Consider the following 19,824-nt stretch of genomic DNA (forward strand, 5'->3'; position numbering starts at 1 on the left):
CTTACTCCACCCTTCCGCCGCTTGTAGCCGGGAGCGGCTCTGCCGGCACCTCCACTTCGCGCAGCTTCTGGAGCACCAGCTCTACCGCTTGCCCCTCCCGGGACCCCGGGCCGCGCTGCAGCACCAGCCGGTGGGCAAGGACGGGAACTGCCACTGCCTTGATATCATCCGGAATCACATAATTCCTGCCTTGAATCATTGCATACCCCTGGGAAGCACGCAGCAAGGCGAAGCCAGCCCGCGGGCTGGCTCCCAGCTTGACCCCCGGTGCAGTGCGGGTCGCTTCGACGATCCGGATCATATAAGCCAGCAAATCGTCACTGACATTCACTGCAGCCGTAAGCTGCTGAATCTCTTGAATCTGCCGGGCGGTTGCTACCGCAGTCGTGTGATCAAGCGGATTGTTCTGGCGGAACCGCTGTAGAATATGAACCCCTTGCTCAAAGGTTGGATAGCCGGTCATGATCCGCATCAGAAATCGGTCAAGCTGCGCTTCAGGCAGCGGGAAAGTCCCCTGACTGTCAACCGGATTCTGTGTTGCAATGACGAGGAACGGCGCTTCCAGCTCATGGGTCACACCATCGATCGTAATCTGCCGCTCCTCCATGCATTCCAGCAGGCTGGACTGGGTCCGCGGCGTGGCCCGGTTGATCTCATCAGCCAAGAGAATGCCGGCGAATACCGGGCCCGGACGGAATTGAAACTCACCGGTCTTCTGATTATAGTAATTGATTCCGCTTAAGTCAGAGGGCAATAAGTCCGGAGTGAACTGAATCCGCTTAAACGTGCAGTCCAGCGAGCGGGCCAGTGTTTTGGCGAGCAGTGTTTTACCTGTGCCGGGAACATCCTCCAGCAGCACATGTCCATTGGCGAGCAATGCTGTCAGCAGAAGGTTCACACCTTCCTCTTTGCCGACAATAACTTTAGCCAGATTGACTCTTATCGATTCTATTAATTGAGTTGCTTCTTGAAGATTCATAAATCAGGCACCATCCCATCGCTTTAGTGGTATGTATTAATTCCTAATCATACCAGAAAGCGCCTCCAATTTATAATAGATAAGTCTCCTGCGGTTATGTGGACGCCGTACTTATCTTGGAGCGGATGAAAGCAACAATGAAGTAATACACGGGGATGCATTCCACAATCAGCCAAATAATCACAGTGCCAAAGGCATTGTAATTCTTGTTGAATTGAGTGACATTGAGCGAATACAGATAGGCAATTGTGATCGAACCGATCGTCAGGAAAGGGATCATCACTTTTTTTGCTTTCTGCTTGGTCAAGTACAAAGCACATTTATGCGCTACATATATCAAAAAAGCGCTGTGTATAAACATCGAAGCAGACCAAAGCCCGATGAGCAGCGGGTCCGAATTGCCCTTTAAATCATCATGTGAAGTACTGCGGATCAATTGCAAATAAGGAAATTGAAGCTCCTTGCCAAAATGCGGGCCAAAATTCAGTATGGTCATCACCCAGATAATGAGTACGGTCAACATCACCGCAATTCCCGCAGCAATCAACCGTTTCAGCATTTTGTTGCTGATTTGGATATCCGGGGCAATAAACAATAACACCACCCATTCTCCGTACCAGGACGTTGTCATAATTGAATCCTTGAAGGCAACGCCTGGATCAGGGTAATGAAACAAAGCAGGAAGCATCGAGAAATCAGCGTTGGACAGAAACAAATAATAGCTAAAAGCGGTGGATAAAAGAAAGATCAGAAATATCCCGTCGGTCATGTAGGCCATCGTCGAAAAACCTAGGTATGCCGTATACATAATCACCAGCCCAATTACAATCTGAATAAACAGCGGTGGTGTCCCGCGCAAATAATTTGCACCGAAGAACAATACGAAATTCTCAATATCAAAGGAGACATAATAAACACACCAGATCAGCAGCAGAAGAACCATTACCCCATGCAGCCATTTGCCCATAATCTCCTTGCCAAAATCGACCCACACCTCTCCGGGTTTAAGCATCCCCACCTGAACCGTACAAAAAAGCGGAATGATTCCGAGCCCACAGCCTGCAATAATCGGAATCCAGCCCTGGAAGCCTGAGGTTGAGAGTAAACCCGGAATCAAAAACATCGAGCTCTGTGAGCCTAGAAAGACAACTGTAAAGCGGAACATCTGCCATTTGGATGTAGTCATAACGTCTCCTTGGAAATTCATTTATCTCTCCGAACCAAAATCTTCGATTGTGAAGTCAGCCGTTACCTTAATCTCAGCATTAGCGTAATAATCAGTCCAGCGTTCACGGAGCTTATTCCACGCCTTCGGATATTTCCATTCCACCACCATTCCAAGCTGTAGAACGTCAACCTGTGCCTCTTGAACAGACCGGACCGAATTCGAAATTTCTTTTACAATCCACTCCTGCAGTTTTCTTTTTATTAAGGGACTAAGATCATTAGCACTACGCCCCTCGGAGTCTTCAAGAAAAGTAATACTTGCTCTCCCTTTCACCTTTATTTGAAAGACAGGGCCTTCGCTTGTCATTTTCACAGTTCTTGAGGCGGAGTTGCTTTGGAATATAGCACTGGCGGAACCCTTACCTTCTTCATCCCAGGTTATCGTATATTCAGGCAGCTCCAATCTTCCGGCCAGACGTCCCGCCCCCCATGCCAAAGCCCTGCTCTGCTTTACATCCAGAATCCCCTTCATTTTAGCGTCCTGGAACAGCATAACCCCTTGCACCCCTGCCCAATACTCCGTTTTCCCTTGCTCGCTTGATTCTTCTTTCTTACCGAATGACAGATAACTCATCGCATACCCCATATCTGAGGCTTCAGCTAACAGGCAATCCTTAACGCTTGTACTGAACAGGATATTCTCATTCGCAATATTCATCAGCACCTGGTCGGGATTCTGTTCGAACACAGGAGTTAACTTAAAAATATCTTTGGCTTTCCCGGGAGCAGCCATGATATATGTGTCCAGGGGAAATTCAGGTTTTCTTTCGAACCATTCCAGCACCTTCCCGATTCCCTGCTGGGCATATTCCTTTCCCAACACGACAATTTTGATATGGGAGATCTCCAAATGGCGTGAAAGATCTTTTTGAATCATGATAGTCGCATCCTGAATGGTACGCGCGGTCTTTGAGACCAAAGTGTAGGCTTTGCCGTCTCCGGTTCCGCTCCCTGCTTGCGTACCTGACATCAGCCTATTGGGTAGAGGTGAGCTGATGGATACCTCAACTGTTCCGGGTTCTTTGCCAACATCAATATATAATCCATAAATAAAAGTCAATTCATCGAGCTCCACCTTAGACCAGCAGCCGGTCAGATTCAGCAGCATTAGGATAATGACGGCTTGCTTTATAAGTTTCATTGCCGCTTCTGTCTCCTTTGATTCTTCCTGTCTGTAAAGGAGGTGCTGCGCTTATTCATGAACGGGGTTGGAACACGAAGCAGTGTATCCTTCCAATCCTGTAATACAAGTGGAGCGACCGGCTGCAAATAAGGAGTTCCAAAGGATTTAAGGTTGGCCAAATGGCCGTAAATCATAAAAGCAGCCACAAATACGCCCAATAACCCCATCGTTCCACCCAGGATCAGGAGCACAAAACGCAGTAATCTGAAAGTCAAACCCAGCTCCAAATGGGGAATGATATAAGAAGCAATCCCGGTAATGGAAACGACAATAACCATCGGTGCAGAAACAATACCCGCTTGAACCGCAGCCTGCCCAATTACGATACCGCCAATGATGGATACCGTCTGCCCTACTGGCTTAGGAATCCGGGTTCCTGCTTCTCTAAGTGCTTCAAAGGTCAGCTCCATGATCAGCGCTTCGGTCAAGGCAGAGAAAGGGATGTTTTCTCTTGCCGCGGCAATGGTTATCAAAAGATCAGAAGGAATGATCTGCGAATGAAAGGTTGTAATCGCAACATACAACGCAGGCAGCAGCATGGATATAATAGAAAAAAAGAAGCGGACCAGCCGGATCCAGCTGCCAGCATAAAAGCTTTGGTAATAATCCTCGGAGGATTGCAGCAGTGAGAACAAAGTTACCGGTGTCAGCAGAGCGGATGGAGTCCCATCCTGCAGCAGTCCCACCCGCCCTTCCATTAAAGAGGCTGCCACTGAGTCAGGGCGTTCTGTATACTGGAACACGGGAAAAGGCGAGAAGCTCCCCTGTTTCATATGCTCTGCCAAATAACTGATGCCAAGTACACCGTCGATCGACATTTTGCGTAACGTATCTTCTATTGAAGCCAGAAGCTCAGGCTTATACAGGCCTTCGATATACACCACATACACATCGGTTTTTGTATATTTGCCGATAGAGAAATGTTTGGTCTTTAGATCGGCATGTTTAATCTTGTGGCGCAGCAGCGATAAATTGGTGTCAATATCTTCGATGAAGGCCTCCTGGGGGCCGATGACAACCAGCTCGTTCTGTGATTCCGATACGGAACGTTTCTGATAGTGGGCAATCTCGAAATAATATAAATAGGGCAGCCCTTCGATACAGAGGACCGGATTGCCGCTGACTATCAGCTCTACCGCCCGATCGGAGTCAAATACCTTAATATAAGGAATGGCAAAAGCAGATCCCCGGTCGAGCCGTTCCAGAAAATTCGGCCAATCCGGTTCGGAATTCGCTTCGGATTTGAGCGGTGATGACACAAACTCCTGCAGGCTCAGTGTATCTACAATGGACGGAATATAGACCAGCATGCAGGTATGACCATATACGATAATAGACTGGTATACGGCATCGCTGCATCCTGTAAGCTGCTCTTTTATATTCTCCAGTATGCTGGCTGTCATCTCGCTTCACCTCCTCTGATCTTTAGAGAATCATACTTAGTTTTCCAATAGTTCATGAAGTTATGCATCTATTCCCTTTCCGCTCGCAGCACAAAGAGCCTGCTCACCAGCAGGCTCTTAAGGTTAATGCATCATGGGTAAAGATTCAGTTCAATCCCCCGATTACCGGATGCGGGATATACGGTTCTTCCAGTCTGCGGACTTCTTCCGGGGTCAGACGAAGGGACACCGCTGCTGCAGCATCCTCCAGGTGCGCCATCTTGGTGGCTCCGACAATCGGAGCGGCCACAGGTTTCTTCTGGAGCACCCAAGCCAAGGCCACCTGAGCACGCGGGACAGCCCGTTCCTCGGCGATTTCCTTCACCCGAAGTGCGACAATCCGGTCCGCCTCTTCCATTTGTGAATAAAGCTGCTTGGCGAATTCATCGCGCTCGGAGCGGGGGCTCGATTCTTCCCAGTCCCTTGTAAGGCGGCCGCGGGCCAACGGACTCCAGGGAATCACGCCGATGCCTTCCGCTTCACAAAGCGGCAGCATTTCCCGTTCCTCCTCACGGTACAGCAAATTCACATAATTCTGCATGCTGACAAAACGGGTCCAGCCATGCTGCTCTGCAACGTGCAGCGCCTTGAGAAACTGCCAGGCATACATGGAGGAAGCTCCGATATACCGGGCTTTCCCCGCCTTCACAACATCATGCAGGGCCTCCATCGTCTCTTCGATAGGCGTCTGGTTATCCCAGCGGTGGATTTGATACAAGTCCACATAATCCGTTCCCAGCCGCTTAAGACTGTGGTCAATTTCACTAAGTATCGCTTTGCGTGACAACCCCCCGCCATTGGGTCCCGGCCGCATTCTGCCGTGCACCTTGGTGGCAATGACCACTTCATCGCGGGAGGCAAAATCCTTCAGCGCCCGCCCAAGTATCTCCTCACTGGTTCCGTCCGAATATACATTGGCTGTATCAAAGAAATTAATGCCCAGCTCCAGCGCCTTTTGGATAAACGGACGACTCTCCTGCTCATTCAGTGTCCAGGCATGCGACCCGCGTTCAGGAATGCCATAACTCATGCAGCCGAGGCAAACCCGCGAGACATCCAGACCGGTAGATCCCAGTTTCACATATTCCAAGATCAACAACTTCCTCTCTATACCAAATGTAATAATAGCCATTCCAATATAGTATAGCGCCGTTAACCGAGAAATAAAAACGCTCTTCCACCCAGTCCGGTTTACCCTCCCTACTATAACGATTACTGCAGCGTAGCTCCGATATTCGTGCCGCTTGGTGTGCCCGAGCCAATGAGATCACTGCCGCTGGCCAGTTTCAGGAAGTTGCCGAGTGTGAAGGAACCATCCGCATTTCTGACGACTGAAGGAGTCAAGCTGGCGAAATCGGCACTGCTCGCGGCCAGTCCCTTGGCATTCGTGCTGGCATTGCTCTTCCACCAGACATTGGTGCTGAGAACATCTGTACCGCTGGTTTTGTCACTGGAGCCGCCGGCAAAGCTCAGATTATTGGTAAACTGGTGTGTCCCTGTATCAAAAGCAAAATTGCTTTGCCCATTGCTCCAAGAGGTATTGCCTGTAAGCTGAATGGAGCCCGGATTGCTATTGTAGGTGAAACCATGTTTTTTATTCTGGAAGGCGATGCTGTTCTGCACAATATGATTCACAGAAATCTTCTCCCCGCCCAGCTTGAATCCGTTACCGTCACTGTTTGCCGTGCTGCTTCCATCTGAGGTTTGGCCATTTTTGTAGGCAATGCTGTTCTTGATCGTAACTACGCCAATCGGGCCTGTTTCCGATTTGGTATATAAATCCCAGCCGTCATCTGTATTCCATGCGGCAATACACTTGTCAAAAACGTTGCCCGGTCCAATCGTCAGCTTGGCGGCAAAACCATCAGCATCCTCCCCGTTGTCCGGGTCGAAATTGTCGTGGGAGTATACTCCGATGATCTGGTTATAGCTGGGCCAGTCGCTCATATTGGAGAGTGAGGAGGAATAGCGGCTAATCTGCAGCCCTGAATCCCGGTTATGGTGCGTTTCTACATTCTCAATGATATTATAATTGCCGCCAATGAAGATCCCGTTATCTCCGGCACCTTTGATCTCAAGCCCCTTTACCTTCCAATAATGGCCATAAATCTGCAGTCCGCGTTCAGTAGACCCAAAGGATTCGGCGAAGAAATCAAGCACTGGTTTTTCGTTTCCGTAAGCCACAATATTTTTGCGCAAACTGGTGCTTCCGCTGTTCTCCCGTTCAATTGTCACTGGAGCGGAAAAAGTATAGGTTCCCCCGCGCAGATAGATAGTCTCTCCCGGGGCTACTCTGGTAATAGCTGAAGCCAGGGTCGTAGGACTGCCGATGGTTCCGGCATTTCCGGCCGCTCCATTCGGTGAGACATACAGTGAACCCGTTGCCGGAGTGGGTGCCGTTGTTGGCGCCACGGTTGGTGTTGGTGTAACGGTTGGTGTTGGTGTAACGGTTGCTGTTGCTGTGGGTACAACTGTCGGAGTAGCCGATGGTGCTGGAGTAGGACTGGCCGTAGCCGTCGGTGCCACGGTTGCAGTTGCGGTAGGTGAAGGAGTTGGTGTCGTGGAATCCATAGTAGAAACAACTACATTGTCGAACTTGGCTGCTGTTTTATAAGCGACCAGTCCGATACCGCCGGAAGTCAAGTTGTTATCGTGTGCATTCAGTTGCAAGACATTATTCACATAAAAGTTGATCGTGCTTTCGCTTAGCTCTAGCTTAACCGTGTACACTGTACCGGCAGTGACAGGAAAGTCCGTTTTAGTGGCAAGTGTAGTGCTGGAGCCGCCGACCTTCTTTCGGATTTCCAGCGTACCTCCATTGCTGTTGGATAGCGAAGCCGCATAATAATTATTGCCATCTGTATAACGGCCGCAGAGATAAGTGCGGTTTGTGCCGTTAAAGTTGTCAATTTTAACATCTGCCTGCACGCTGTAGTCAGTCCAGCTACTGTTTCCCGCCGAGGAGCGCCCTTCCGTATTGCCCGATTGATAATAGACATGAGAGCTTCCTTCCTGCACCACTGTCCATGAGCCTGACGTATGGGTCCAGCTGCCGGCATTGCCGGATTCAAAATCATCACTGAAGATGCTTGCCGCTTGAACAGATGGAATACTTCCACCCACCCCTGCGAGAACCAGCATAGCCGAAAGCGCAATCACTGCAGAGAATGCAAATCGTTTTTTTATTTTCACGTTAACATTTACCTCCAATAGGGTATATTCTTTCAGTACCTGTTGCGGTATTTACGAATTCATCCCTGTTTCCGCTTCTTCAAATCAGCACAGTATCTATCCCGGCATCGCATCACCCCTGATTATTACAGTTATGTGATATATTGAACACCGGGATAATCATCCACGGTGTATATTGCTGAGCATATGAAAAGCCAACAAAAAACATTCGTTTTTGTTGGCCTGCTCGTCTTTTAGGGCTATATGGACTTAAACTATTCAGCTTTGGATATAGGGTTTCAAACTTTGCAGAAGTGTCTGCAGCTTGCCGGAGCACTCTTCGTACATCTGTTTGGCTTCCTTATTGTTGGTGGAAAGGCTGAACAGTTCCAGATCGGCTTCACATTTCTTCAGCAGTGCGTATAGCTGGGGTTTATCCTGCGGCTTGGGCACCTGTACCTTGTCCGCATATAGATCCACGGTAAGTTCGCCATAGGAATCCACCTGGCCGAGGTATACATTTTCAGCGGTTAAACCCTGCTTTTCAAGCTGGCCCTGCAGCCAGCCACGGGACAGATTCAACGTGTCCAAAGGTTCATCCAAGATCTTGCCGTCCATAATGACGGCTTGTGATTCCTTTTCAGGAGCCACTTTAATGCCCATATCTTTTGGTGTCAGCGCCTGATTCTCCCGGGTAAGCAGGACGTTAATTGCTCCATCCGATTCCATGATCGCAAATTCAACATCTGCCAATTTGAAGACATCCTTCTTCCGTAGCTCCTCCAGCAATTCGTCAGTTGTTAAACGCTCTTTTTTCATATTTCCTTCCAGAATTTTGCCGTCTTTGATTAGCACAGTTGACTTGAAGTCAATGAAATCCCTGGCCTTCTTGCTCTTGATTTGCAGAAACTCGATACCAAGGGAGAATGCCACCCAGACGATCAGCGCAATTAATCCCAAATGCCATGTTTTATCGGTATCGAGGGATATGTAAGCCGCCAAGCTACCAACTGTAATTCCAGTGATATATTCGAAAAAAGACAGCTGCGAAACTTGTCTCTTCCCCAGCAGCTTTGTCAAAAAGAAGAGCACAACCACCGCGAAAATTGTCCGCCAAATCACCTCAAGCCATTCCGGCATGATTACTACCTCCTAAGTTTAGAATCACCGCACGCTCATTATTTGTTAAAAGGCGCAGACCTAACCAAGAAATAATTTCTTATTTAATCCAAAAGACCAATGCTTTAAATTACTATTTTTTTCCTGTATTTCTGCACCTTAACCTGTGGATACTATGACTCGTTCAGTTTGCTAACTACCTAAGAGGAGGCAATATCTAATGACTGTATCTTCACAAGTGAAGACTTGCCTGTCATCGCTGAAAAGCGCGCAAGCGAGTCTGGAGCAATTCGCGATGGAGACTCAAAACGAGCAGGCTAAAACTTTGTTCACAAGTGCGGCGGAACAGACGCAGCAAATTGTGCAGCAGGTTGAAGGACGAGTAACCGAATTGGAACAAGAGGAGCCTCAATACAAAGGCTTCTAGGATGTAATCTTTACTCAATAAACAAAAAGCAGCCGTATTTGCAGACATGTCTGCGGATACGGCTGCTTTATTTCCTTGAACACTTGTGCGACAACAGCAGGCGTGTTCAGCGTTCGCACAACTTTGCCACCTGCTTCTACCCAAGCTGCATTTGCTACGCAGAACGGTTCATGACCTCAGCAATTTCAAGCTTGCGGCCGGTCTTGGCACTCTCAAGGGCGCCGAATACCATCGCCATGCTGTAGCGGTTATCTCTGCAGTCTGTTTCAGCAGGACGCTGCTCGGAGAGCGAAAGGAACATCTCTTCCAGACAGCCATGATGGAAGGTCTCATCCATCGAAACGGCCTGTGCTTCTACCTGCTCATAGTCACGGATGAACTTGCCGGACTGGTCACCACCTGCGATTACTTCAGCATAAGGCATGCCTGCACCATCCCAGAGAATAACCCCTTTCTCCCCCTGAATCCGCCACGACGCTTCCCAAGAGGTGGGTGCACCTTCCGCACACCAGGACCCTTGGTAGCAAAATACAGAGCCATCCGACATTTCGAAGATGCAAATAGCGGCAGCTTGGCCTTCATACCAGGAGCCGGGTGGATTAAATTCCTGGCAGTACACTGTAACCGGATCAGCTCCGCTGATGAAACGGGCCTGATCGAAGGTGTGGATGGCCATGTCCAGCAGGAGCGGACTGCTCATCACCTCGCGGAAACCGCCGAAATGGGGTGCGAGAAAGAAACTCGCTCCGATATAACCCGGCCGGCCGACCGTACCTGCTTCGATTAGCCCGCGCAGCGAGCGGATGCGCGGATCGTACCTGCGGTTCTGCATGACAGCATGTGTTCGTCCGGTACGTTCCGACAACGCGACAATCTCATTACACTCCTCTATCGTTTCAGCCAAGGGCTTCTCGCTGAACACGTCACATTCCAGTTCAAGTGATGTACTTGCGATAGAATAATGACTGGACGGAACTGTGACGTCAAACACAAGGTTGGCACCCGTTTCTATAATGGCCTGCCGTATCTCCGTAAAGGCCGGAGTGGAAAGCCCATATTTCCCGGCCATAGCCTGTGCCGACTCCAGCCGGATATCTACTAGGGCAACGATTTCGACCTCCGGGCGTTTCAACGCATAGCTGATCCATTCATTGGCCATTCCTCCGCAACCGGCAATCGCTACACGGTATTTTGCTCTCATTGGTAGTTCCCTGCTTTCTGTATTAGACCGGATTGGGTACAAAGCTACCGCCGCGGCAGTGTTTCAAATAGTTCAGAGCATGAACTTGTCCGGTCATCTCCAGCTCATCACGATATACCGGGTCATGCCAGCCTTCAATGTCGATGGTACCTTTGTAACCGGCTTGGCGCAATATCGTGATCACATCAGCCCAGTTCGTGTCTCCAAAACCCGGGGTCCGGTGCCATACATAAGGCTTCGGACCATGAATGCCGTATTCCTTGACAATGTCCCAGGCGATTGTAGCATCCTTCCCATGGACATGGAATATTTTATCCGTCCACTTGCGCAGCTGCGGGAGCGGATCAATCAGGGCGACCATCTGGTGGCAGGGCTCCCACTCCAAACCGAGGTTATCTGCCGGAACCGCGTTGAACATCTTTTCCCAGGCTGTAGGATTATGCGCAATATTCCAGTCTCCGGAGTCCCAATTGCCGCCCATCGAGCAGTTCTCAAATGCTATTCGAACCCCCCGGTCAGCCGCTCTCTTGGAAAGTTCCCCGAAGACCTGCGTGAATTTAGGTATTGATTCATCTATTGACTGCCCTGTCAGACGTCCTGTGAACCCGGATACCATACCGGTGCCGAACAGATGGGCATGATCAATCAAACGTTCCCAGCTGGCCAGGGTATCCGCATTATCGCCGGAACCGGTTAGCGGGTTGCCGAATATGCCGACTGAGGAGATGACAAAATCATGCTCAGCAGCCAGTTCCCGCACACGCGCCGCGGTTTCTGTCAGATTCGTCTCTCCGGTGGTCTGCCAAAAGGTAAGACTGAAGGATTCAAATCCGTGTCTAATAATTTGTGGAATTACTCTTACAGCATCTCCCCCACCAACCAGTGTTCCAATTCTCATAGTATCTTCCATCTTGTGTACCACTCCAATATTGGTTTATATTAAGTTCAGCAAATCAAGTATATAGCTCATTTGGTGTGAATTCTCGTCTTATCTTGTGTTAATATAGCTCAATATTGGGGGAGTTGAAAGAAGTCATGACTTATCCGAAGGAGCTTAAGGAATACCCGCAGCTCGAAGAGAAAACCTATCCGTTCCGCCTTTTTTTTAATGAGTGCCGGGAGGCTATAGTGGAACAGAATATCCTTTTCTTGCATTGGCATGAGCATTTCGAAATCATTGTGATGCAGGAAGGCCATGCGATCTTTCATGTGGACAGCAAACCTTATGAAGCCGGGCCGGGTGATGTGATTATTGTGCCTTCAGGCGGTTTGCATGTCGGTTACAGTTTATACAGCGGAGATATTTCTTACGTATCCATCGTGTTCCATGCTTCACTGTTCAAAGACAGAAACCAGGACTCCCAGCATGAGCAATTCGTAGCACCCTATTTGAATAACCGGTTTCAGTTTCCGGTCAAACCCGCCGATCTGAACCCGGCTTGCTCCTGTTATTATCCCCTGCTGCAAGCCATCATTGCCGAGGTGCGCAGTAAAGGCCCTGCTTTTCAACTGGTCGTGAAGAACCAATTGCATTTGTTCTTTACCCTGCTGTCCCGCAGCTTTCCGCCGCAGCAATTGTCAGAGAGGCATCAGAGCGAGCGCAATTCCATTAACCGCGAACGTTTCAAACCGCTACTGGAGTATCTGGAAGCTCATTTTGAAGAGAAGATCTCGATTGAATGGGCTGCAAAGTTTGTCAATCTGAATCCTTATCACTTCTGCAAAACCTTCAAAAAGCTGACCGGACGCACCTTTATCGACTATGTGAACTTAAGCCGGATCCATGAAGCTGAACGTCTGCTGCTGGATTCGGATTTGAGTGTGACAGAAATTGCCGGGAGAGTGGGCTGCGACAACCCCAATTATTTCACCAAACTCTACAAGCAATACAAAGGGATTACTCCTTCCGGGGCGCGCAAATAGTTCTCTCCTCCATCTATAATGATGTTTTATTGATAATTACATTTCGGATATTTCCACCCAGCGTCTCTGTTCAATAGAACGTTCAACAGCTTCCAGAACAGCCTGACATTTTACTCCGTCATGGAAGTTTGGCTCCGGCTGGCGTCCTTCCGCAATGGCGGTGGAGAGCTCCAGCATCTCGTGGATAAACGTATGCTCGAACCCGATGGTATGGCCCGGCGGCCACCAGGCTTCGGCATAATCATGGGCCGGATCGGTGGCAAGCACACGCCGGAAGCCCTGTACATCCTCGTCGTCCGAGGTTAAGTACACCTCCAGCTCATTCATCCGTTCGAAATCGAATTTCACGCTGCCCAGACTGCCGTTAATCTCAAAGGAATTGGTCGAGCGGTGACCCGCAGCAAAACGGGTAGCTTCAAAGCTGCCCAAAGCACCACTTACAAACCGGGCCAGAAACAGTGTCGCATCGTCAACGGTCACTTCTCCTTTGGGGGCATCTTTGCTTGCCTTCGCACTTAGGCCGGTCATCTCAGCGGCTAGCGGACGCTCTTTGATAAAGGTCTCGCTCATTCCGATTACTTCCTGCATATCGCCGACCAGGAAATGGGCAAGATCAATTAAGTGTGCTCCAAGATCGCCATGCGAGCCGGAACCGGCAATCTCCTTCTGCAGTCTCCACACCAGCGGGAAATCCGGATCTATAATCCAGTCCTGCAGAAACCAGGCACGGAAATGATAGATCTTCCCGAGTCTTCCGCTCTCTATCAGCCGCTTCGCCAGCCTGACTGCCGGTGAGAACCGGTAATTGAAGCCCACCATATGAATGATGCCCGCATCCGTCGCAGCCTCCAGCATTTCACGGGAATCCGCAAGATTCAGCGCCAGCGGCTTTTCGCAGAAAATATGCTTGCCTGCTTTGGCTGCCGCCAGAGCAATTTCCTTATGGGCATTGCTGGGCGCGTTGATATCAATGAGATCAATATCCTCGCGGGAGATGAGCTCTTTCCAGTCGGTCACACTATCAGACCAGCCGAGCTGTAAAGCTGCTTCTTGCACCGCAGCGGTATTCCTCCCGCATATCATAGACATCTCAGGTCTCAGTGTCTGCGGAAAAAACATGGGAAGGCTGCGGTAGGCGTTGCTGTGGGCTTTGCCCATAAACTTGTAGCCAATCATTCCGATGCGAAGCTGTTTCATCTTATTCCTCCTTAGGTTCACTTTTCTTTGATGAAGCACGAACGACGAATTCCGTGGCAAATGACTTTGTAACCGCTTAATGTACACGCGTACATTCTTTCATGCCGTTTCACATTCGTCAACCTGAAATTCCTTTCGCCCTTTAATACTTCCCCCAAATCAGTTCGCCGCTTCGGGCATCAATGTATCTCAATTTACGGTTGACGAATCCAGAAGAAGGCTCAGACCGTGAAATAGTAACAAGTTCGTAAATCAGCCGGTATACCGGCCGCTCCGCATTAGAATCCTTAATCCATCTAAGCTTGACATCTATATAACGCTTATAGATTTCTAAGGCTACCTCGGGTGTTAGAAGCGGGGCAAGTCTGTGCTCATCCAACGGTTGGAGCATCCCGCGTTGGCGTGCTGTCTTCCATCACCAAACGGTAATGCTGGGGAATTGCGACAATGTTCATTGCTTGCGTGCGCAGTCTATCAAAGTTTGCTTCCATTTCAACCTCCAGCCAATTGAGTTACTCCGGATAATCTTTCAGCCAAACCTGTACATGCTTCAAAAAACGCCGGGTTGCCGGTGATGCATACTTCATAGAATGAACGGCAATACCAAGCGAACGAAAACTGCGCTCCTCCAGCTCCAGCATAGCTACATTATGATTCTGGCGCGAGATGACCATTTCAGGGAGAACACTGATGCCGAGACCATTTTCCACCATTGCAATGATGGCATAATCATCTCCGGCCGTGAATTTGATATTCGGCTGGATTCCCGCCCGCTCAAATACACGTCTGGCATCATAATCCGATCCGGCCTTCTGGATAATGAAATCCTCATAGGCCATTTGCGCAAGCGGCATATATGGTGCTTTGCTCAAGGGATGTTCTTGGGAGAGAATGGCCAGCATCCGGTCCTGTTTCAGGGGAAACACCTCATATTTATCCCGGGTGGGGAGTGAAATAAAACCGCAGTCGACGACTCCAGCCTCAATCCACTGCTCAATCTCCAGATAGCCGCCCTCCATCAGCTTGAATTCAATATACGGGTATTCCTTGCGGAACTCTTTAATCATCCCCGGCAGCCAATGCACAGACACACTGGTAAACGTGCCAATCGTAATCGTCCCCGTTTCCAGCCCGTGAATGTCGGCAACCTGCTGCTTCAACTGCTCATTCCATTTCAGAATTTCACGGATAGGCTGCACTACCTGCTCACCGTTGACCGTTAATTTGACCCCCGAGCGGTTTCTTACCAGCAGCGAAAAGCCGAATTCCATCTCTAGACTGCTGATGGTATGACTGATCCCGGACTGGGTAAAGCCCAGAACATCAGCAGCTTTAGTCAGGCTGCCCAGCTCCACAACCTTCAGAAACACCTCATATTTAGTGATGCTCAAGGACTCCGTCCCCCTTCTTAACTTTCATGAATTTTTCTCATGCTTCCTATGATAAACATTCAGTTACCTTATGTAATAAGCCATATTATACTATAATCACTTGACGTAAAGAAGGATGATGACGAGATGAAGCCGCTTAAGGCTGAGCTAATGCTCATTGTAGTAACGATGTTCTGGGGTTCCTCCTACATCTTCATGAAGATGGGACTGGATACACTGGGGGAGTTTAATCTGATTGCACTGCGTTTCGGCCTTGCTTTTGTGCTGGCGGCCATTTTGTTTCACAAGCGTCTACGCAGAATAGACCTTAGAACCCTGAAATATGGAGCACTGCTCGGATTCCTGCTGCTGGTCGTATTCACCTGCATCACCTTCGGACTGAAGACGACTACTACCTCCAATGCCGGATTTCTGGTCGCTTTGACCGTTATTTTTGTTCCACTGATTGATGTACTTGTTTTCAGAAAAAGAGTCGCTCCCCCGCAGATCTTTGGCGCTGTGCTGGCCATTTCGGGGATCGGGCTCCTGACCTTAAATTCCTCGCTGCATGTGCAGCCGGGTGACCTGCTGTGCATCCTGTCAGCAGTATTTTATGCTGTACAGATCCTGGTCACAGGCAAAGCGGTAAAAACCTGCGACTCCTTGAATATCGGCATTTTGCAGTTAGGTTTTGCCGGTGGGTACGCCCTTGTGCTGTCTGCTGTCTTCGAGACACCGTCATTGCCGTCTTCCATGCCAGGCTGGATTGCCATTCTTGCGCTTGGCATTCTCTGCAGCGCCTGCGGCTTTATCTTACAGCCGGTAGCCCAGAAGTACACTACCCCGACACGTACCGGCCTGATCTTCTCCCTCGAGCCTGTGTTTGCTGCCTTTTTCGGCTTCTGGTTTGCCGGGGAACAGCTGTCCATGCAAGGTTACACCGGGGCAGCGCTAGTGCTGCTGGGGATCGTCGCCTCCGAACTGCTGGGAAAAATGCCGCTGAACGCCAGCATGAACCGAATGCCGGGAAAACGCAGGGCGGATTTGTGAAACAGTCATGGCTATGGAGGCTTTGCGTAGCATGCTTGTTATTCTACATTAAAGGTAAAGTACTGTTTCGGAAAAGGCTCTTTAATCAGCGTAAAATGCCACCACTCTTTGCTGTACGGCTTAAACCCATGCTTCACCATAGCATCTTTCAAAAGCTTGCGGTTGGCATGCTGCTCGGCGCTGACCAGTGAAGTATTATAATAGGAGATCTCGCCGAAAAAATCATACGGGCTGCCCATATCGACCAGGGCACCCGTTTTTTTGACGGCGAGAGACAGATCAACCGTGCTGCCTCTGGAATGTCCCGACTTTTTGGCGATAAAACCAAGCTTGAAGAGATTTTGTTTGTCCAGCTTCGGATAATACTGCAGCTTCATCTTAATGTCTCCGGCATCCTGCGACCAGCGGACAAAATGATTAACTGCTTTTTGCGGGCGGTAAGCGTCATATATTCTAAGAATGTATCCTTTTCGCTCCAAATCGTCACTAACCTTCTTCAATGCCGTCGCCGCCGTTTTCGAGAAGATCGCCAGAGGAGCTTTGTACCCGTCAATCCGTGTACCGGTAAAATTATTACCGCTATAATAACGAATTTCATATTGTGCGGTTGGAATGATCTCATCCAGATAAACAAAACCATTGGGCAGGTTCTTCTTCTGGGTGCTAACTTGCTGTGCTGATGCGCCTGCCTTCTGTCCGGGTTCACCTGCCGCTGTTGCAGAGCTTTCGGTGTTGCCTGAGGTCATCCCCAAGATCAGCAAGAGCATGATCACCGTCAGCCTTTTGCCTGTCCTATGCTGCTTCATAATTAAGATAGAGCTCCTTCCTTCCCCTAGTTCGGGTCCAAGTACGTATTGATAAACTTTTGAACATCAGGAGTAAACTCATTGTTATTGCGGTCGAGCAGTGCAAGCAGCTCCTCTATGGTTCTGAGAAGTTCGCTGTCTCCGCTGCCGGTCAGAATTGCAGCTTCATAAGCTTGCCGGAGTTCAGAGTTAATAATAACCGGCCCCCCCTCCTCGATATAATCATACGCAGGTGAATTGCCGGAGCCAATGAACAGATTTACTTTTTTACTCCACAGTGCAAGTTTGACCGCTTCAAGCCTGTCAGAGAGCGGATACCTGCTAACGAATTCTTCCATTACAAGTGTCCTCGCCAAAAGCTCATTCCAGCTAATTATGATTGCAGCCTCCTTGAAACTAGGCCTGTTCGATTCTGCTGCCATCATATCTAAATATGTTCCTATGTCAGTCTTTATATAAGGCTTAAATGCCTTATAGCTTTCATAATTCATTGCCGGATAGTACATGCCTTCACTGGTTCTGATTATATACCCGTTATCTCGTCCTTCAATTAGTACTGCACGTATCTTGGGATCTTTAATGTTGTTTAGCAAGGAGGCATAGGTAAGTCCATTTTTCCGAACTGCTGCGTCAATCGCCTGCCGAACGGCCTCCGCTTCTAACTTCCCCCTATATTTTGGCAATTCTGCTTTCTGCGCATTTTCTAACTGCAAAGTCATTTGGGTAGCATACCAAAGCCCGGCTTCGTCAATATGATTGATGAGATAGCTGCGCGCCTTAGCGAGTGTGGAAGACTGCTGTACATACGTCTGGAATTGTTTGTAAACGGCTGCGGATTGCTGTGTACCAGCGGCGTAAGCAGGCTGAGCTACGAATGCTGAGTATCCTGCCGCCGCACCCAGAAGAATGGATAAGCTGAGCAGGATCTTTCTATTCCAATGTGAACCGAATTGGCTCTTCTGTGTCATAATGCCCCCCGTATAGTACGTGATTCATGTTCAGCAGGAGTGATATCCTTGCGCCGGTAGATGCCCATAAGCAGTCCAAGCGCCGCATATTCAATGAGAACATGGCCGCCATAGCTCATGAACGGAAATGGAATGCTGGTCAGAATTATTTTGCCGCTTAGCACCAGCAGACCGTAGAACAGTCCCATAGCAAGTATGAGTGATAGAGCAATAATAACACTCTTGCCATAATCATCTTTCACTGCCTGAATTGAAGAGAAGAGCTTGATTAAAAACCAAAGAGTTATACCCAGCAGCACCAGCCCGCCGCCCCAGCCGAAGCAGTATACCAGATAAGCAGGAAGCATATCTGAATATGCATAGGACAGCCTCTCGAATTCAGCACCGAAGCCATGTCCGCTCCAGCCTGCTGATGCAATTACCTCATTCAGGGTCTGATAGACAAAACCACTGGACTCCGGATTGATATTGTAATTGATTGCACCCAGAATCCGGTCTCTCATCTGTTGATTATTCCACGCATACCGGAGGCCCGCCGCTAGAAAAAAACCACCGATCAACGTCGAACGCAACCAGGCCCCGGAAAGCCAAGTATACAATATCAGAGAACAGGCCAAATACAGCAACAACACTGGTATGGGGCCAGCAATGATGTAGGCCGCCGCCGGTCCAAGGAGAATAACTAACTCCGGGAGCAAATTCCGCTTAGTTCCCAGCTTGCCATCCGCTTTAAATTTTGAGAAGATGCCTGCCAGCGCAACCAGCACAATATATGGACTATAGGAGACCAGGTTGAGCACGATTCCCCCAAAAACCAAAAAATAAGTCCGGCTCCCGTTCACATAGAGGCCCCATTTCAAACTTGCGATTATCCCTGCTATTGAAAAGATGTACAGCAGCCAGGACAGCTTTTGAAGCCTGCGGAAATTGATGAAATAGCAGGCAGTCATTAAAGCAATCCCGATCAACATAAAGCTAAATTGCTTCGGCAGAAAGCTTGCAGGAACTCTCGGGTTGTTCATAAAGCTTGCTTCCAATGAGCTCATCCCCAGCAATCCAATCACAGAGAACAACAGCAAAGCTCCCAGCAAACCCCATGGAGTTTTTGGTTTATGAATATGATGAAGATCCTTTCCCACAGCTTTTGGATCACCCATTTGCGCAATCGCCAAAACTTCTGCTTCTGCTTGGGATGCACCAAGACTTTCCTGCTCAAGCATCAGATCCTCCAAATGACCGCTAAGCTCGCTGCGGATCTCGGCATGCATTTTCTTGGCTTTGACTTCACCGCATACGTTGTCCAAATACTGCTCCAGCCCACTTTTCGACTCCACTATGCTCCACCCTCCCCAAGTACAGTATCCACCGCTTTTTTAAATAAGCGCCACTCGGACTGTTTCTCCTTCAGCTCCTCCGCGCCTTCCTTCAATATCCGGTAATATTTGCGCTTCCGCCCCTCAACCTCCACCCAGTAAGACTCTACCCAGCGCTCACTTTCCATCGCATGGAGAATGGGATACAGTGTGCCTTCTTTTAAAGAAAACACACCTTCCGAACGTTGCTCCAGCTCCCTGATCAGTTCATATCCGTACTGCGGCTTGTCCAGCAGCAGCGTTAGTATCAATGTCCCTGTGCTGCCCTTCAGCATTTCTTTGCTGACTTTCATTTTGTTAACACTCCCTTCAGGATTCAAATAGACCAAAGTCTGACACCGTTTCTCAATACATCGTTATTCTATGTATACTATACTTTATTTTACAA

General features: G+C 49.1%; 18 protein-coding genes and 1 pseudogene. 3 read left to right on the plus strand and 16 right to left on the minus strand.

Features of this window, described 5'->3' with window-relative positions:
• Position 1: 1 nt before the first annotated feature.
• The 7 genes and pseudogenes from AC3WT9_RS06640 to AC3WT9_RS06670 all read right to left on the minus strand — a co-directional run bounded on the left by AC3WT9_RS06640 (position 2) and on the right by AC3WT9_RS06670 (position 9,142).
• On the minus strand, positions 2–979 hold the full coding sequence (locus AC3WT9_RS06640; protein WP_341378480.1) for an AAA family ATPase: 978 nt from the start codon (positions 977–979) through the stop codon (positions 2–4).
• A 94-nt stretch (positions 980–1,073) separates the two neighbouring features.
• Positions 1,074–2,165, minus strand: a complete 1,092-nt coding sequence (locus tag AC3WT9_RS06645; protein ID WP_341092886.1) for a GerAB/ArcD/ProY family transporter — start codon at positions 2,163–2,165, stop codon at positions 1,074–1,076.
• Between the two features lie 21 nt (positions 2,166–2,186).
• On the minus strand, positions 2,187–3,347 hold the full coding sequence (locus tag AC3WT9_RS06650) for a Ger(x)C family spore germination protein (RefSeq protein ID WP_341378479.1): 1,161 nt from the start codon (positions 3,345–3,347) through the stop codon (positions 2,187–2,189).
• Positions 3,344–4,792 carry a spore germination protein gene (locus AC3WT9_RS06655; RefSeq protein ID WP_341092883.1) on the minus strand — a complete coding sequence of 483 codons (1,449 nt, stop codon included), beginning with the start codon at positions 4,790–4,792 and terminating at the stop codon, positions 3,344–3,346. The genes AC3WT9_RS06650 and AC3WT9_RS06655 overlap by 4 nt, the downstream gene beginning before the upstream one ends.
• Before the next feature lie 145 nt (positions 4,793–4,937).
• A complete protein-coding gene (locus AC3WT9_RS06660; protein WP_341378477.1) occupies positions 4,938–5,921 on the minus strand; it encodes an aldo/keto reductase in 984 nt (327 codons plus the stop codon).
• 122 nt (positions 5,922–6,043) lie between these two features.
• A pseudogene (locus tag AC3WT9_RS06665) lies at positions 6,044–7,222 on the minus strand (right-handed parallel beta-helix repeat-containing protein); the annotation flags it as partial.
• Between the two features lie 1,059 nt (positions 7,223–8,281).
• Positions 8,282–9,142, minus strand: a complete 861-nt coding sequence (locus AC3WT9_RS06670; RefSeq protein WP_341092880.1) for a DUF421 domain-containing protein — start codon at positions 9,140–9,142, stop codon at positions 8,282–8,284.
• 199 nt (positions 9,143–9,341) lie between these two features.
• Here AC3WT9_RS06670 and AC3WT9_RS06675 point away from each other — a divergent pair, with 199 nt between their 5' ends.
• Entirely contained in the window at positions 9,342–9,548 is a 207-nt protein-coding gene (locus AC3WT9_RS06675; protein ID WP_341092879.1) for a DUF1657 domain-containing protein, read from the plus strand.
• Between the two features lie 154 nt (positions 9,549–9,702).
• Here the strand turns inward: AC3WT9_RS06675 and AC3WT9_RS06680 are convergent, their stop codons facing one another.
• Positions 9,703–10,749: a Gfo/Idh/MocA family protein gene (locus tag AC3WT9_RS06680; RefSeq protein WP_341378476.1), complete on the minus strand. Its 1,047-nt coding sequence runs from the start codon at positions 10,747–10,749 to the stop codon at positions 9,703–9,705.
• 22 nt (positions 10,750–10,771) lie between these two features.
• Entirely contained in the window at positions 10,772–11,659 is an 888-nt protein-coding gene (locus tag AC3WT9_RS06685; RefSeq protein WP_341378475.1) for a sugar phosphate isomerase/epimerase family protein, read from the minus strand.
• 125 nt (positions 11,660–11,784) lie between these two features.
• Between AC3WT9_RS06685 and AC3WT9_RS06690 the strand changes: the two genes are divergently transcribed.
• Complete coding sequence (locus AC3WT9_RS06690; RefSeq protein ID WP_341378474.1) at positions 11,785–12,672, plus strand: helix-turn-helix transcriptional regulator; 888 nt, start codon at positions 11,785–11,787, stop codon at positions 12,670–12,672.
• Between the two features lie 36 nt (positions 12,673–12,708).
• On the opposite strand, the gene AC3WT9_RS06695 is transcribed toward AC3WT9_RS06690, so the two are convergent.
• The 3 genes from AC3WT9_RS06695 to AC3WT9_RS06705 all read right to left on the minus strand — a co-directional run bounded on the left by AC3WT9_RS06695 (position 12,709) and on the right by AC3WT9_RS06705 (position 15,260).
• Positions 12,709–13,869 (minus strand): Gfo/Idh/MocA family protein, encoded by a 1,161-nt coding sequence (locus AC3WT9_RS06695; RefSeq protein ID WP_341092875.1) that lies wholly within the window; start codon positions 13,867–13,869, stop codon positions 12,709–12,711.
• 142 nt (positions 13,870–14,011) lie between these two features.
• The gene (locus tag AC3WT9_RS06700; RefSeq protein WP_492407519.1) at positions 14,012–14,248 is read right to left on the minus strand and encodes a hypothetical protein; all 237 of its coding nucleotides are present in this window, start codon (positions 14,246–14,248) and stop codon (positions 14,012–14,014) included.
• Positions 14,249–14,381: 133 nt separating this feature from the next.
• The gene (locus AC3WT9_RS06705; RefSeq protein WP_341378470.1) at positions 14,382–15,260 is read right to left on the minus strand and encodes a LysR family transcriptional regulator; all 879 of its coding nucleotides are present in this window, start codon (positions 15,258–15,260) and stop codon (positions 14,382–14,384) included.
• Positions 15,261–15,386: 126 nt separating this feature from the next.
• On the opposite strand from AC3WT9_RS06705, the gene AC3WT9_RS06710 reads away from it, so the two are divergent.
• A complete protein-coding gene (locus AC3WT9_RS06710; RefSeq protein ID WP_341378469.1) occupies positions 15,387–16,289 on the plus strand; it encodes a DMT family transporter in 903 nt (300 codons plus the stop codon).
• Between the two features lie 38 nt (positions 16,290–16,327).
• On the opposite strand, the gene AC3WT9_RS06715 is transcribed toward AC3WT9_RS06710, so the two are convergent.
• From AC3WT9_RS06715 to AC3WT9_RS06730, 4 genes are read right to left on the minus strand one after another with little or no spacing between them, the layout of a single operon-like run.
• Positions 16,328–17,095 (minus strand): M15 family metallopeptidase, encoded by a 768-nt coding sequence (locus tag AC3WT9_RS06715; RefSeq protein WP_341378468.1) that lies wholly within the window; start codon positions 17,093–17,095, stop codon positions 16,328–16,330.
• 26 nt (positions 17,096–17,121) lie between these two features.
• The gene (locus AC3WT9_RS06720) at positions 17,122–18,063 is read right to left on the minus strand and encodes a hypothetical protein (protein ID WP_492407520.1); all 942 of its coding nucleotides are present in this window, start codon (positions 18,061–18,063) and stop codon (positions 17,122–17,124) included.
• Entirely contained in the window at positions 18,060–19,397 is a 1,338-nt protein-coding gene (locus AC3WT9_RS06725) for an FtsW/RodA/SpoVE family cell cycle protein (protein WP_341378466.1), read from the minus strand. Before AC3WT9_RS06725 ends, AC3WT9_RS06720 begins: the two co-directional genes overlap by 4 nt.
• Positions 19,397–19,729: a PadR family transcriptional regulator gene (locus AC3WT9_RS06730; RefSeq protein WP_341092864.1), complete on the minus strand. Its 333-nt coding sequence runs from the start codon at positions 19,727–19,729 to the stop codon at positions 19,397–19,399. Before AC3WT9_RS06730 ends, AC3WT9_RS06725 begins: the two co-directional genes overlap by 1 nt.
• Between the last annotated feature and the right edge of the window lie 95 nt (positions 19,730–19,824).

The sequence above is a fragment of the Paenibacillus sp. EB106-06-01-XG199 genome, assembly GCF_058791575.1.